The following is a 14,502-nucleotide window of genomic DNA, read 5'->3' on the forward strand; positions in this document are numbered from 1 at the left end:
TCCTTTTTCTTAATATTGAGCGGCGACTCCGCAATAAACGGCGACAGCTCCGGTATTAAGAACAACACAGCTGATTACGCTTGTGCTGCCGGAATTAACTAGGAAACCAGGATAGCTCGAACCTCCGCTGCCACCCGTGGAATTTTTATCCCAAAACACTGCTGTCGTCCCACCGTTGTAACTCACATTGAAAACACTGTTCGTCTGGCCCGTCACAAAGAACGTGACTGTCCAAGACATATTTCCTGACGGCCATCCTGTGATCGCCGGAATATTTAAAGTCGTTGTTCCCGAAGCACACGCCGTGAGCGTGTAGAGATTTGTTGTAAAACCGGTGATGTTCGTGGACGAACAAGAAAGAGTTCCCAGCGCGCCTACTTTTTCAAAGTACGCTTGTCGAAATGTGGCTGCCCCATCCACATCCAAAGCCGTCGCCGGAGCGTTAGTGCCGACGCCGACTTTACCGGAGTTGTAGTAGATGTCAGAGCCTGTGGTTGTCCATTGTGAAGCCGTCGGAACCGTGGTGTTACAGATTAAATTTCCGGAACCATCTGACGTGCACATTTTATTGTTCGTGATGCCGGAAGTTCCAATCAAAGGAATATTTCCTGAAGCAGTGCCTGTGTCTTTCGTTGCCGCCGTTCCCAATCCAAGATTGGTTCTTGCGCCCGCAGCTGTCGTGGCCCCCGTCCCGCCATTAGCAAGAGCAAGCGAACCTGTGATCGCCGCAGCTTGACTGATATCGATCGCTCCAAAATCAGGATTTCCACCACCTGCGGGAATTCTTAAAATCTGATTCGCAGTTCCGGCGGCTGTTGAAGCCATCGTTGTCGCTGTCGCAAAATAAGGAATTCCTCCCGCAGTGCCGGAAGTAAGTCCCGTACCACCTTTTGTGACTGGCACCGTATTCAATGTCGGATTGGGATAAGTTCCCGAAAGATCTCCGCCAGCACTTCCTGTGGGAGCCGCGCCTGTTGTGGCAATCGTGATACTGCCTGCCGCATTTGTGATATTGATACCCGTTCCGGCTGAAAGTGTCGCTGCCACGGGAGCCGCTCCTGTAGAGCCTACAAGCAATTGACCGTTGGTAAGTGCTGAGAATTCAACAATCGCTCCCGCACTCGAAACCATGATGCGACCGTTGTTTAAAGCCGTCGCGGAGTTTGTTCCGCCATTAGCAATCGGTAAAACTCCTGAATAAGAAGTCGCCGTTGTCGAAGGTGTTGTCCAAGTTAAATTTCCTGAAGTATCCGACGTCAGCACTTGGCCGTTCACGGTCGCTGCATCTGTGGGAAGTTTTAAAACGTAACTTGTGCCGATGGCTCCTGTGGGTCCTGAAAGAGTCACGGTATTAGAACCGCTTCCCGCTGTGATCACGACATTTCCTTTTAAGGTCGCCGTCACCGTTCCGGCCGAGAAATTTCCCGAAGCATCGCGTTTTACAATGGCATTTGCAGTGTTGGCGTTTGTCGCCGCATTCGCCGCAAGCTCTGCGGAATGCACATTCGCTGCTGTAGAACCTCCCACGGAGTTGACCGTCGCGGCAACAGAACCCGAGCCACTGGCAGAAACATCACCCGTTAACGCCGTCAGCGTTCCAGGATTTCCGGCAGGCAAAGTTGCAGCCATCCACTTTACTCCGTCCCACTGCAAAACTTGATTTGCCGTGGGAGCTGTCGCATCGACAGGTTGATTTTGCAAAGCCACAACTTTGCTTGCACCGATGGAACCTGTGACGTCTCCAGCCAACGTGATGGCTGTTTGCCCGGCAGAGGTCAATCGCCCTTGAGCATCGACTGTAAACGTCGCCACCTGGTTTGCGGATCCATAGGACCCCGCAGTCACAGCAGTATCGGCAAGCTGAATCGTCCCCGTCGTGGTGATAGGACCACCGGTAAGGCCCGTGCCTGTCGCTATGTTCGTGACGGTTCCACCGCTAGCTCCACTCACACCCGCACAAGTCATTGTGCCTGTGGCGCTGTTCCAGCTTAAAAAAGTATTCGCTCCGCAATTCGGTAAACCCACTTTCGTCAAGAAATCACTGGGAACATTGTTTCCCAATTTTTGTGCTGACTGAGCAAATGCCGAGAAAGGAACTGAACGAATGGAATTATCCGTCGAGATCGTCTTCCAGCTCGCACCATCATAAAAGGACACGCGCAGTTTACGTTCATCACTCATCACAGATGTATAAGTTGTCGCCCCGTCTGTGCACGTGTAACTGCCTCCTGCCACCGAACAAGTGCCACAGGTAAATGTTTTTGAATTATTAAACGCATCGAGAATTGTAAAACCACCGCCTGTCGGAAACTGCATCGAGCCTTTTCCGATAGCCACGTCGAAAACTCCTTTGGAGTTTGCCATATTCACATTGTTCACTTGCTCTTGGTAAATCAAACAGTCGCCGGAAGGATCTAGGATTTGAAAGAGAAAAGACACGTTCGCATATTCAAGCGGAGTGCCGTCTGTCTTTAGAATACGCCCCTGATACGTGAGAGACGTCGGAGATGCTTGAGCCATCCCGCTCATCGCAAAAATCAAAATGATCAGTGGTTTCCATCTTCGAAACACAGGGCCTCCGCTAAAAATATTCACGTTTCCTATCGGAGCCCTAGGGTTTCTGAACAAGAGTTTGACAGAAAAGACTGTTCAATGTTCTAAAATCGAACAACAAGATGTTCGAGAAAAACGGGCGAATACCCGGAAAATTTTTCATCCCTGTATTTGTTCTCAAAAAATCACCGAACACTTTGCGCATAAAAGTGTTGCGCTAGTGGCCGCATCTAAATTTTAACATTGTAAAAACCTGAAAGGTGCTAATAAATACGCCCCTTGTATGAAGACGTTGAATCAATTTTTATCGACCAAATTCGAAGCCATCAAAGTTTCCAATCCCCGCTTTTCCTTGCGTGCTCTGGCGCAGAAGTCGACGATCTCACCGGGACATCTTTCTGAAATTTTGACGGGCAAACGTTCTCTTTCGAAAAAGAATTTGGAAAAATTAATCGTCGCTCTTCGTCTGACTCCTGGAGACGTGGAAGTCGCTTACAAGTTTTACGACTCTGAAAAAGACCGTAAAAAAGCCACGCAATCCATCGAAAGAGTTCTTAGCCGCAACGAATTTTCTGAGATCTCAAGCGCCGAATACTTTCATACATTGGCCGCCACAGATCTTTCTGTGGACGGTTTGGATGTTATGACCATCGCTGAAAAGACCGGCCTTTCCTTTGAACAGACGGAAATGATCGTGAGCAAATTCCTGAAGCTCGGCATTTTGCAATCCAATAGCGACGGACTTTTAAGCAAAACACTTCGCAGTCTTTCTACGGAAAGCGACATTCCCAACTTCGATATCCAGCGTTTTCACCAGGAGTCTTTGGACAAAACCAAAGACATCTTCCCGAAAGTGCCACTCAATAAGCGCGAGATGGTTTATATGAGTATGGCCATCAACCCTAGAAATCTTCCAATGGCAAAAAAGGAAATCGAAAAGTGTTGGAAGAAGGTCTATACCAAGCTGACTCAAGGTGAGCGCACAGAGATCTATACATTAGGCATTCAATTGGTTCCCGTTCACGCAGGTAAGGAGCAATAATGAAGTATCTGGTATTAGTTTATACTCTTTTTATCGGCCTTCCGTCTTTTGCACAGTACGTGGTTCGTAACGGTGGTTATTCCGTTCAGTGTTTGAACTCTCCGATCAAAGCCCTGGAGATCGCCGAAGGTGAAGCTCAAGGTTTGCAAATCCACTACTCTTCAAAGCGTTTTTACTTAACTAAGGCGGCTGACTTGGTCAGCCGTATCGCCACTGTGGATATGGAAAAAGCCCGCAAATACCTTAAGTGGCTGGGCGAATGGAAAAGCCAGATCAAGTGGATGGCGCAATTAGATCAGTACAGCCCGAACGACCAGGGTAAAATCAAATTGCCTTACACAGATTGCCACGTGCGTATCGGCATTGTGCAGATCAATGAAACTCGTTTCGGAGTTCAGCAGTACTGGATCAACCCGGGTGTTTGGAACACGATGGACGAAGATCAAAAGGCAGCGCTAGTTTTGCATGAGCTGATTTACCGCGATCTTCTGGAAGAGAATCCAAATTCAAATTCCAGCTTTGTTCGTCAGGTGAATTTAAAAGTTCACACTCTGGATCTGAATAACGATCGCAAAGCCTTTATCGATCTTCTTAGAGCTCTTTAAATAAAAAGCCCATCTTCAGATGGGCTTTTTCATTTCTAATTTATATTATTTTAGTTTCGGACACGCGGACTTCACATACGTGAAGAAATCTTTGTCGTTTTGATAGCGAAACACGATGTCGCCGTCACTCATATAGCGGAACAGATTTTTATTTTGCACCGAGCATGAAGACGCACTCTTTTTAAGAGACGACGTGGCCTTGCTATTTTGCGCAGGATCTTGATTGAGCGTAAAGCCTGTATCCAGCAAAAGACCTTTATAGTCTTGAACTTCAACACCGCCGCGATTGCTGCGGGAAACGGTGGCGCTTACTTTCACGGTCGCTCCGGAAATGCTTTTCAACTGAGCCGTGTCGGCGTTAAAAGTAAAAACATCTCCTGTGACGTGCGTGATCAGAAGTTCGCGCGTGTCTTCTTTCCACTGATAACTCAGCACGCTGGCCGTTCTTGGGAACATAAAAAAGTCCCTCACTCCAAAATCGCCCTCGTTACCGTAAAGATTAAAAACCATGAACATGCCATCTGTAGACAATGAATAATCGCGATAGATAAGGTTCTTATAAGCATCCGCCGGTGACACTGAAAGCATACACACGCCTGAAGTTGCAAACCACGTACGCTTAAGATTCACACCCATTTTGTATTCTTCAAAAGAAGTGCACGAACTAGGTTCGGCTGCGTGCGAATGAGAAAAAAGCATAAGCAAAGAGACAAGAGCTGAAAACATGAGACCTCCGTTTCTAAATTCAGATTCGGCGAAGGTCTTTGCAGCGTCAACGGTGCCGACTATGTAACTAGGCATGAGACGTGTTCGCAAAATTATTCAAAACACTTGTGTCCTTAGAATGTTTCGCCGTGTTTGACTTTCTTTTAAGCTGCGAGCGCAATGAAAAAGAAATGAGGATTCCCAGATGAAAAAGTTAATGATGCTTTTCGTTTTGTTCAATTCGTTCATGGCTTCGACTGTTATGGCTGCCGAGTTCAACATGCGCATGGATTTCGGACTTTTACCGGTCTCAGCAAATAAGACACAGAAGTTTCTTTTGGGTAACAATAGCTCAAGCACGCTCATACAAATTACCTGGAAAATTTCCGGCGATTCCTTTACCGCTTCGACAAACTGCCCATCAGATTTGGCTCCCGGTAAAAGCTGCGAATTTGTGGTGACTTACTGGTGTCTTCGTGAAGGATTTGCGGAAGGTCTTTTAAAGATTCACACGAGTCATGACTCTTACTCGCTGATGCTTTCAGGCGTTGGCAACAGAGTTTCTTATCCCGAGCCCCGTCCACCAACACCACGACCTTAGTTTCCGCTATTGCAAATATTTTGGTAGTACTTCATCAGGGCGTCTTCAATCAGGCCTCGTTCCTCTTCACTGACGATGTAGGCGCCCAGATACTCTCCCTGATAAAAAATTTCCGGAGCGTAAAATCTTTTTTGAACGGTATCAAAGTAAAGATATTGATCTTCTTCCGGATTATTGGAGTCATACACTTCAATAACGATCGTGCCCTTAAAGACCTTATAAGATTTCGCCATCACGATGTGCTGGGTTGTGCGGTTTAAGCGCAAATTCACCAGCGTGAGTTTTCGTTGATCTAAATTATTTTTTAAAAGCTCGATGGTGGCTTCATTTTCCTCGCGGGATCTTTCCGCACTTTTAACGACCATCGCTAGATTCGCCGCTTGAAAAAAATGATTTCCTTGGTTGGCTTCAATCTCGTTTTTAAAACTGCGCTTATGTTTAAAGTCGCCAATCTTTTGCGTGTAGCCTTCTTCCAATAAATTCCACAGCGCCCCTTTGCCACGCTTTTCACTCTCTGCAAGGCTGTCTGATTCCACGGCAAAAACAGAAAGCTTTTGAATCGGTTGATCGGCCAGGTACGTGCTGAAATTCTTTTCGTCCTGCTTTACGACTTGGTGAATGGTTGCTCCGCGGATGATATCAAAAAGCGAAGTCATACTGGCAGGGCTGTCTTTTAAAGGCATATTGTATCGGGCAAGATAAGAGATCACGCGCTGAGTGCTTGAAAGCCCCCAACATGCAGCTAAGGGGGCGGCGCCCATGCGAAATTCCCAGTTGCTCAAAGGGATATTGCGCTTTTCATGGAAGGCATCGTCGCGAATGGATTTATAGATATTCTCAACGCTGAGGGTTTGGCAGCTTAGGTTTTTAACCAGGCTGTCAGAGACCTCCAGGGCTTTTGCGGAGGCCGTTAACGTCAATAAGACCAAGAGAAGGGAACCTGCTTTTTTCATGTCATAAGACGTAGCAAGTCTCATTCCGAGAAAGCCCCACAATAGATCCGCTCTTGGGTGTCTATAAATCTGTCGGTCACCAAAAACGGCATCGTTCGATTATTTTGACATGAACGATTCTCAGAAGCTTCGCTTTCAAGCGATGTTCGATAAAACTTTGAAGAGAGGCCCCTATGCGCTATGGAAACTTAAGTGAAAACTCAGGCGTCATCGCCTTTGAAATAAATGAAGATTCCATCGCCGTTCAATTTATTGATGGCAGCATTTATCTTTATAACTATCAACGCCCCGGCCGCAAACATGTCGAAGAGATGAAACGCCGGGCCCGCTCGGGAAAAGGCTTGAGCACCTACATCAGCCAGCATGTCCGAGAAAATTATGTCCTCAAGATTTCATAACCATTTTTTTGTGGAATCACATCCGAAGAGCTCCATTTTTCATGTCAGTTCGCAATTACATTTTTGTATTTAGACCGTTCCGGGTGTTTCTTTGTAGCTTCGCTCGTGTGTTGACGAGCACTTGCTCATCACGCGAACAAACAATAACCGCCACAGCGATGGTAAGGAGTCTATAATGAAAAAGGTTTTATTTTCTTTGGCAGCACTTTTGATTTCAACAAGCGCTCACGCCGTTCACTCGGGGAGCTCTTGGTCGCAGATCTTCGCGGATCGCGATGCTGTTGTAACACACGGCTATGCGATCATGGGTATCAAGCTTGAAAATGCCTGTATGACGGATACAGAAATCAGATCTATCGAGCCGACCACTCAATGCGCAGAGCTTGCACCAAGAACAGTGTATGCTCCAGGTGGCGAAGGTGGCGGCCCGTACACTGAGTGGGATTGCGTGCGCTATGAAACTAAAATCGTTTCTGTGCCTCGCACTTACGAGCGTCCTGAATGCTTGCGCCTTGAAGGTGGCGGCGAACGCTCTCCTGAATGTGTGGAGTTCGGCACTGTGACTGTGACAGTTCCTCGCACTATCGATACGCAAGTGTATGTGACTCGCGGTGAAGCTGGTCAAAGCTTCAGCAAGCCATTCACATTCCCATCATGCCCGGTAGTTTACCCTCGTTAATAAGATCAAAAGCCCTGATGATTCATCGGGGCTTTATTTGCCTTTCTGTAAAGATGACTCCGCAAGATTATTTTGTTGCTGAGCTTTGACGTTGCTCCAGAGCTGCTGGCTCACCGGACCTGGCAACAAACGTTCTAGCTCTTGCGCTGTTTGCGGATGCATCGAAGACATTTGAAATAAAATTTCAGCTTTTATTCCCGCCAAACTTTTACGGGTTTCTAAGTTAACAGATTTATCTTCAACCGTTGGATTGCTAACAACCGCTTTTAAAACGCGGGCCGCTTCACCGTCGGCTGAAGTTTGCAAAGCTTCAAACAATAAATCCAAAGCGGCATTTTGCATCTGAGTTGAAGAATCATCCGTTGCAGGTGTTTGCAAAAATTCCTGCAAAGATCTTAGCACTTGCTCATTTTTTACAAGGCCTTTGCGGAACGTTTTTTCTTCGTCTGTTAAAAAGATTTTTGCATGAAGCTGGCGGTATTCAGCTAGTTCAGATTTATAGATAAAATTCTGCCATACCGGTGCCGCCGATGCCGTCATAGTTTCATTTTCAGAATCCGGAATCGACCCTTGCTCGGTCACAAACTCCGGACGCGTGTCCATGGTCGGCAAAACAGGAACCCTCTTGTCAGGGGTTCCTGTTGTCACCGTTGGATTTTTATTTTCTTTGATTTCAGTTTTATTTCCAGAGGAAGCCATGAACATCATGGCTCCTCCGATTCCCACAACCCCAACCGCGAGAGCTATCTTAAGAGTCTTCATCTTAGAACGCTCCTCGAGTCAGTGTTTGTCTGAACAACGAGCGGTTCATTTCTTTCGCACCGTCATTCTGGAAGTACGCCGATCCATTCAAGTATCCATTGAGAACCAGGATATTGTGGTGAATCGCTGTTGAGTTCACAAAGACGTTATAGACTTTACCGAAGTACTTCACAGGTGTGATCGATACAATCGGATCAAGCACGCCGCCGACAAGCACTAGGTCTTCACCTACTTTGAATTCAGCAGCCGCTTTCATGAAACCATTCGATGCGACAACTGGATGGTTCGGAGTTACCTTCAACTCGCGACCCGATTTCATTTTGAAGATCAAGATGTCGTGTTCGCTGTCGACGACTTCACTCACCCATTGGTCGACTTTGGTTTTTTGTACGGCTTTGCTTCCCATTGATTGAGCGCTTTGCAATGAAGCCACGAAAGCGTAGTTTTTAGTGAAAGCTTCAATGAATGGAACATATTTCATTTTCTCGTTCGCCGCCTCTTGTGCCAAGATCAACTGTTCTGGAGTCGAGCATGATGACACACACACAATCGCTACGTAAGCTGTTGAAGGCATCGTGCAAGGTGCGTTTTTATTCTTAGGCGCAATCCAAGGTTTCTCTGGTTTGAACGAACGGTCCATGAAACTCGGATACAAGTGCTGACCACTGGAGTTCAAGGCCACAGAAGTTCTGCCCATTTTTACTTTAAGGTCTTCAAACTGATCTAGGAACTCTTTAACCACTGGCAATTGGTTTTGACACTTCACCATCCAGTCATAGCGACCTTGAGCATCGGTATTGCTTAAGCTGTCATGTGAACATCTGTGTGCCACATAGTCTTTACAATAGCTTTGTGAGACCCATGCACCGTAAACCACGTTTTGACTTTCAAGTTGCACGGAGTGATCGATACAAGCGTAGTTTTTCACTGTTGTCACATCACGAGTATTCACAATCACACCAATTTGGTTCGCAGGGCATGTTTGAGAGCTGTTCGCTTCTTCTGTTGCCGTTGTTGATTCTGATCTGCGAACCGCATCTGGATTTCCGTCACAAAGGCGTTCTTCTGCTGGGTACACGCTGTCTTTACAACGATCGTTGCTCACTTGTGTGCCTTTATCGTCAACACAGATAAAGATTCTGCTTTGTTTTCCTCCACAATCTGCGGAACAAGCAGTGAAGTTTTCTGTCGGAACATATTTATATGTTGGACATACGCCCGGAGTTTTGATTGAACCCTGACGTGTGTTTGAAGTTACGATTTGACCGTCAGTACAAGCCTGGTCTGAGATTTCATTAAAGATATCAAAGAAACCCGTTTCACCGTAAGCACATGTTAATGAAACTTTCACTTCACCTGTGATAACACCTGTTTTCACAGTGCCGTGAGAACCGAAGTCACCGCAACCGTTGTGGCAAGTGAATTGGTTATAAACATCGGAACCTGAAAGTATGCCGTTGTTACAAACTCTTTCTTGGCTGACACTCGAGCAAGAACCCGCTGGAGTTTGCGATGAGTAAAGAACTTTCGATCCGCCATTTGCCAAAATACTTCCGTCAGGCAATGTGCAAGACTGACCTTGGCATGGACCTTCATTTGTTACTTCTTTGGTTCTGGAAACTTCAACCCATTTCAAAGTTTCGCCAATCAGTTGGCACTGTTCTTTGATACGGTCTCTGTATGAAACTTCTTTTGTACCATTCAATCCGCAAGATTGAGTTTCAGAATACAACTCGCCTTGAGACTCACGTGTTGAATCTTTCACGGAGCAAGCCAAAGGCTCTGGTGTTGGAGTCGGAGTTGGTTCTGGATCTGGATCTACTGTTGCTTCTGTGACGTTGATATTGTGTTTTAAAGTAAAGAGAACTTGGCTTGAATCGCCTTTATATAAAACGGCTGTAACTTGATAAGCGCCCTTCGCTGCATAAGCATGTTGCACTGTTTGGCCTGAAGCCGTGCTGCTGTCACCGAAATCCCAACGGATCGCACCCACTTGGTCGGCTAAGCACTGAGGCATATACAAAGACAATGTCGCCGCTGCACCGACTTTCACTTCTGATGGACCAGAAATCGCCGCAGCAGCGCTACAGACAACTTCTTCATCCGAAATCACGATGGACTGAGTGAGCATTTTCTCACCGCCTGGATTTCCGACAACTACGACTTTCACTTGATAAGTTCCAGCCGCAGCAAAAGTGTGCGCAATAGGATCTTTACTGTATTGGGATGGAGTTCCGTCTCCAAATGTCCAATAAGCTTCAAGAAGATTGATGGTACTAGGAACACCCAAATCAAAAGTGACAGGCTGTCCTGTCACACCGACTTGTGGAGCGATCATCACGATTTCACTACCAACAACCACTGTTTTAAACGAAACTTCTTGAGTCGTTGTCGTATCAGCTGTGGCTTTTGCCGCAACCCTGCTAGAGCTTCCTATAGAAGAATCTTCCACATGAGCTGTCACAATATATGTACCGGCTTTTTTAAACACAGAAGTTACGCTCGGAGCAACAGTCGTGCTTCCTCCGACGGTTTTCCAAACAACCTGTTGGGAGCCATCGCAAGAAAGCTGCTCATTAAGTTTATAACTGATGGCCTCGCCTTTTTGGCCAACAGTCTCACCTTGGATTTGCAAAGCGTCTGAACTGATTTTTTGTGAACCAGGTTTGCAGCTCACTGAAGATGTTGAACTAGATAATTCCACATCTCCACTGGTCTCCGGAGTTTTCTGACATCCGGCTGACAGTGCACATAGTCCTAATGCGACTAACAGAATCCTTGTGTTCATGGGCGACTCCTGTGTGGTTATTAATAACAGGATTACAAAGTTCGCCGAACGCTCTCAACTTTTTTGGCCACACTGGATCATCATGAACTAGTAGTCTCACCAATTGTTTGACGCTTTCAATGACTCTCAAAATATGTTTCTTTTTTTGTCTAAAGTTTTTGCATCTTCGAATGGAAATTCAACCTCTGGCACGAACCGTGCGTAATATATATAAATTTGTTGTCACAAAGTGCCTCGTCCCCTCTTAATAGAGACAGTTACGGCAGAGGAGTTTGCATGCTAGACCGGATCATTCGTTTTTCACTCACCCATCGCCTTTTCGTCATTGCCCTGGGTGTGCTGATCATGGCTTACGGCCTTTTTACTGTGAGTCAAATGCCGGTGGATGTCTTTCCGGACCTCAACCGTCCCACGGTGAATATTATGACCGAAGCTCCGGGCATGGCGCCTGAAGAGGTCGAAACTCTGGTCACTTTACCGCTAGAGACCGTTTTAAACGGACTTCCCGGAGTTGAAAGGGTTCGTTCCACGACAGGCATTGGGCTTTCCGTCATCTATGTGGAGTTTGGCTGGGAAACAGATATTTACCGCAACCGTCAGTTGGTCGCCGAAAAACTTCAGCTTGCCAAAGAAAAACTCCCCCAAGGAGTCACTCCTGTCATGGGACCGATTGCTTCCATTATGGGAGAAATTCAGCTCATTGGTCTTTCTTCCACAGACGGCAAAGTCAGCCCTTTGGATTTGCGCACCCTAGCCGATTGGACGATTCGCCCTCGTTTGTTAGCAATTCCTGGAGTTGCGCAAGTGATCTCCATCGGAGGTGGGGTAAAACAATATCAAATTCTTTTGTCGGCCGAGAAAATTCAAAAAGCACAGCTACCTTTAGAAGATATTGAAAAAGCTCTTTCAAAAATCAGCTTAAACACGACGGGTGGATACATTGATATCGATAAAAAAGAATTCCTGATCCGCAATATCGGAACGATACGCTCTGAAGAAGACATTGCCAACACCGTGGTCGGACTTCACTTGGGAAAACCTGTTTTTGTGAAAGACATTGCCGAAGTAAAAATCGGAGCACAAATCAAACGCGGTGATGGAAGCGTGAATGGCCAACCAGCTGTTATCTTGAGCATTCAAAAACAACCCGGTGCAAATACTATTGAGCTTACAAAAGCTGTAGATACGGCCCTTCAAGATTTAGAAAAAGCTCTTCCTCTGGGCGCGACTCTGACAAAAGATCTTTTTAAACAATCGCACTTTATTGAAGCCGCTACAGATAACGTCAAAGAAGCCCTTCGTGACGGAACGATTTTAGTATTTATCGTTCTTTTCTTATTCCTTTTAAATATTCGCACGACCGCCATCACCTTGACGGCTATTCCTTTGTCTTTACTTGTTACCGCCATCGTCTTTCATTACTTCGGACTTTCCGTCAATACCATGACACTGGGAGGTTTGGCAGTTGCAATTGGTGAACTTGTCGATGATGCCATCGTCGACGTAGAGAATGTCTTTCGACGTCTTAAAGAAAATAAAAAATTGGCGAATCCACTGCCCGCATTACAGGTCGTTTACAATGCCTCATCGGAAGTGCGAAATTCCATCGTCTTTGCAACGATTATTGTCGTTCTCGTCTTTTTGCCACTCTTTTATATGAGCGGCATTGAAGGACGTCTCTTTATTCCGCTCGGTGTGGCCTATATCATTTCATTGATTGCTTCCCTGTTTGTCTCTTTAACAATCACACCTGTCTTATGCTCTGTCCTTTTAAGCAAAGATAAATTTGCTGAGCACGAAGATGGAAAGCTCGTAAAAATACTCAAAGCTTGGGATCGCAAAGTTCTTGTGAAAGCCCTGGATCACTATCGTCTTGTGATGGGTGGAGCGGTGGCTTTATTCGCAGCTTCTTTGCTTTTGATTCCTTTTATGGGGCGTGATTTCTTGCCTAAGTTCAACGAAGGAACGGCCACAATCAGTGCTCTGGCTCAGCCAGGAATTTCGTTAGAGGAATCCAATAAACTTGGCCTGCAAATCGAAAACCTTCTTCTTTCTATTCCTGAGATCAAGTCTGTCGCCCGTCGCACTGGACGCGCGGAACTTGATGAACATGCCGAAGGAGTACACTCTTCTGAAATCGACGTCGACTTTAAAGAAGGCGGCCGTCCCCGTGAAATCGTTCTGCAAGAGATGCGCGAAAAATTAAAACAAGTTTCTGGAGTGTTCATTAATATCGGCCAGCCTATTTCCCATAGACTCGATCATCTTCTTTCCGGTGTCCGCGCGCAAATTGCTGTGAAAGTTTTCGGCAGTGATTTAAATGTTCTTCGTGCTAAGGCTGCGGAAATTTATAAAGCGCTTGAGGGCACTCCGGGTCTTGTCGACTTGCAAGTAGAACAACAAGTTCTTATTCCTCAAGTCAAAATCCAGCTCTTGCGAGAAGATGCCGGCAAATATGGAATTGTGCTGGGAGATCTTTCAGAAACTTTAGAAAAAGCTTTGAATGGTGAAGTGATCAGCCAAGTGCTTGAGCAACAAAGAACTTTCAACGTGTACATGCGTTTTGACGACCATTCCCGCGCTAATTTAGAATTGATCAAAAAAACACCTTTAAAAATTATGCCTGACGGAACAAAGATCACGTTGGAAAAAATTGCGGACGTCTATGAGTCCCAAGGTCCCAATCAAATCAGCCGTGAAAATGCGCAAAGAAGAATTGTGGTTTCCGCGAACTCCTCAGGACGTGATCTCGACAGTCTGATTATGGATATTCAAAAACGCATCCAAAACGACGTGAAAGTTCCGGAAGGATATTTCCTTCAATATGGTGGGCAATTTGAAAGCCAGCGTTCGGCCAGCCGTTTGATTCTGCTTTTGGGCATTCTCTCTTTGATCGGCATCTTTATTGTGCTTTATGCGCACTTTAAGTCTTCTTTTATCGCCGTTCAGATTATGCTTAACATTCCGATGGCGTTGATTGGAAGTTTGGTCGCTATTTTCCTGACAGACAGATCTTTTTCCATCGCTACTATGGTGGCTTTTATCACCTTGTGCGGAATCGCAAGCCGTAATGGAATTATGATGATTTCACACTATCTGCACCTGATGAAATACGAAGGAGAACAGTTCACGAAAGAAATGGTCATTCGTGGTTCGTTAGAAAGGCTGGTCCCTGTTCTGATGACAGCTCTGACGGCGATTTTAGGACTTCTTCCGTTGGTTTTAGCCAAAGGCGATCCAGGAAAAGAAATTCTTCATCCTGTGGCCGTCGTTATTGTCGGTGGTTTGATCAGCTCAACACTCTTAGATATGTTCGTAACGCCGACAGTCTTCTTTCATTTTGGAAGAAAATCCGCGGAACAAAATATAAAATCAAAAGAAATAGAATTACAACCAACACACCATTAGGAGACTCC

11 protein-coding genes are annotated in these 14,502 nt (G+C 45.9%); 6 read left to right on the forward strand and 5 right to left on the reverse strand.

Features of this window, described 5'->3' with window-relative positions; translation table 11 throughout:
- Positions 1 to 9: 9 nt before the first annotated feature.
- Positions 10 to 2,571: a beta strand repeat-containing protein gene (locus AAAA78_RS13415; protein WP_340592559.1), complete on the reverse strand. Its 2,562-nt coding sequence runs from the start codon at positions 2,569 to 2,571 to the stop codon at positions 10 to 12.
- Positions 2,572 to 2,836: 265 nt separating this feature from the next.
- Between AAAA78_RS13415 and AAAA78_RS13420 the strand changes: the two genes are divergently transcribed.
- Together AAAA78_RS13420 and AAAA78_RS13425 are read left to right on the forward strand one after the other, a co-directional pair.
- Positions 2,837 to 3,595, forward strand: a complete 759-nt coding sequence (locus AAAA78_RS13420) for a TIGR02147 family protein (RefSeq protein WP_295905861.1) — start codon at positions 2,837 to 2,839, stop codon at positions 3,593 to 3,595.
- On the forward strand, positions 3,595 to 4,200 hold the full coding sequence (locus AAAA78_RS13425) for a hypothetical protein (protein WP_340592560.1): 606 nt from the start codon (positions 3,595 to 3,597) through the stop codon (positions 4,198 to 4,200). Before AAAA78_RS13420 ends, AAAA78_RS13425 begins: the two co-directional genes overlap by 1 nt.
- A 45-nt stretch (positions 4,201 to 4,245) precedes the next feature.
- Here the strand turns inward: AAAA78_RS13425 and AAAA78_RS13430 are convergent, their stop codons facing one another.
- The gene (locus tag AAAA78_RS13430) at positions 4,246 to 4,926 is read right to left on the reverse strand and encodes a hypothetical protein (protein ID WP_340592561.1); all 681 of its coding nucleotides are present in this window, start codon (positions 4,924 to 4,926) and stop codon (positions 4,246 to 4,248) included.
- Between the two features lie 184 nt (positions 4,927 to 5,110).
- Here AAAA78_RS13430 and AAAA78_RS13435 point away from each other — a divergent pair, with 184 nt between their 5' ends.
- Positions 5,111 to 5,506 carry a hypothetical protein gene (locus AAAA78_RS13435; RefSeq protein ID WP_340592562.1) on the forward strand — a complete coding sequence of 132 codons (396 nt, stop codon included), beginning with the start codon at positions 5,111 to 5,113 and terminating at the stop codon, positions 5,504 to 5,506.
- Here the strand turns inward: AAAA78_RS13435 and AAAA78_RS13440 are convergent.
- Entirely contained in the window at positions 5,503 to 6,483 is a 981-nt protein-coding gene (locus tag AAAA78_RS13440) for a hypothetical protein (protein ID WP_340592563.1), read from the reverse strand. The two genes, AAAA78_RS13435 and AAAA78_RS13440, sit on opposite strands and share 4 nt — an antisense overlap.
- Positions 6,484 to 6,632: 149 nt before the next feature.
- Between AAAA78_RS13440 and AAAA78_RS13445 the strand changes: the two genes are divergently transcribed.
- Positions 6,633 to 6,857, forward strand: a complete 225-nt coding sequence (locus AAAA78_RS13445; protein WP_340592564.1) for a hypothetical protein — start codon at positions 6,633 to 6,635, stop codon at positions 6,855 to 6,857.
- Positions 6,858 to 7,032: 175 nt separating this feature from the next.
- Positions 7,033 to 7,536, forward strand: coding sequence for a hypothetical protein (locus tag AAAA78_RS13450; protein WP_340592565.1), 504 nt, complete (start codon positions 7,033 to 7,035; stop codon positions 7,534 to 7,536).
- A gap of 33 nt (positions 7,537 to 7,569) precedes the next feature.
- On the opposite strand, the gene AAAA78_RS13455 is transcribed toward AAAA78_RS13450, so the two are convergent.
- Both AAAA78_RS13455 and AAAA78_RS13460 read right to left on the reverse strand, forming a co-directional pair.
- On the reverse strand, positions 7,570 to 8,298 hold the full coding sequence (locus AAAA78_RS13455) for a hypothetical protein (protein WP_340592566.1): 729 nt from the start codon (positions 8,296 to 8,298) through the stop codon (positions 7,570 to 7,572).
- Position 8,299: 1 nt separating this feature from the next.
- Positions 8,300 to 11,086 carry a PKD domain-containing protein gene (locus AAAA78_RS13460; protein ID WP_340592567.1) on the reverse strand — a complete coding sequence of 929 codons (2,787 nt, stop codon included), beginning with the start codon at positions 11,084 to 11,086 and terminating at the stop codon, positions 8,300 to 8,302.
- A gap of 276 nt (positions 11,087 to 11,362) precedes the next feature.
- On the opposite strand from AAAA78_RS13460, the gene AAAA78_RS13465 reads away from it, so the two are divergent.
- Positions 11,363 to 14,494, forward strand: coding sequence for an efflux RND transporter permease subunit (locus AAAA78_RS13465; RefSeq protein ID WP_340592568.1), 3,132 nt, complete (start codon positions 11,363 to 11,365; stop codon positions 14,492 to 14,494).
- Positions 14,495 to 14,502: the final 8 nt, after the last annotated feature.

It is taken from the genome of Bdellovibrio sp. BCCA, assembly GCF_037996825.1.
Lineage (GTDB): Bacteria > Bdellovibrionota > Bdellovibrionia > Bdellovibrionales > Bdellovibrionaceae > Bdellovibrio.

What these genes read in the sequence shown, in the direction of transcription:
- AAAA78_RS13430 (WP_340592561.1), bottom strand. Translation starts at nt 4,926, where the DNA reads ATGTTTTCAGCTCTTGTCTCTTTGCTTATGCTTTTTTCTCATTCGCAC.
- AAAA78_RS13435 (WP_340592562.1), top strand. Translation starts at nt 5,111, where the DNA reads ATGAAAAAGTTAATGATGCTTTTCGTTTTGTTCAATTCGTTCATGGCT.
- AAAA78_RS13445 (WP_340592564.1), top strand. Translation starts at nt 6,633, where the DNA reads ATGCGCTATGGAAACTTAAGTGAAAACTCAGGCGTCATCGCCTTTGAA.
- AAAA78_RS13450 (WP_340592565.1), top strand. Translation starts at nt 7,033, where the DNA reads ATGAAAAAGGTTTTATTTTCTTTGGCAGCACTTTTGATTTCAACAAGC.
- AAAA78_RS13465 (WP_340592568.1), top strand. Translation starts at nt 11,363, where the DNA reads ATGCTAGACCGGATCATTCGTTTTTCACTCACCCATCGCCTTTTCGTC.
- AAAA78_RS13425 (WP_340592560.1), top strand. Translation starts at nt 3,595, where the DNA reads ATGAAGTATCTGGTATTAGTTTATACTCTTTTTATCGGCCTTCCGTCT.
- AAAA78_RS13460 (WP_340592567.1), bottom strand. Translation starts at nt 11,086, where the DNA reads ATGAACACAAGGATTCTGTTAGTCGCATTAGGACTATGTGCACTGTCA.
- AAAA78_RS13420 (WP_295905861.1), top strand. Translation starts at nt 2,837, where the DNA reads ATGAAGACGTTGAATCAATTTTTATCGACCAAATTCGAAGCCATCAAA.
- AAAA78_RS13440 (WP_340592563.1), bottom strand. Translation starts at nt 6,483, where the DNA reads ATGAGACTTGCTACGTCTTATGACATGAAAAAAGCAGGTTCCCTTCTC.
- AAAA78_RS13455 (WP_340592566.1), bottom strand. Translation starts at nt 8,298, where the DNA reads ATGAAGACTCTTAAGATAGCTCTCGCGGTTGGGGTTGTGGGAATCGGA.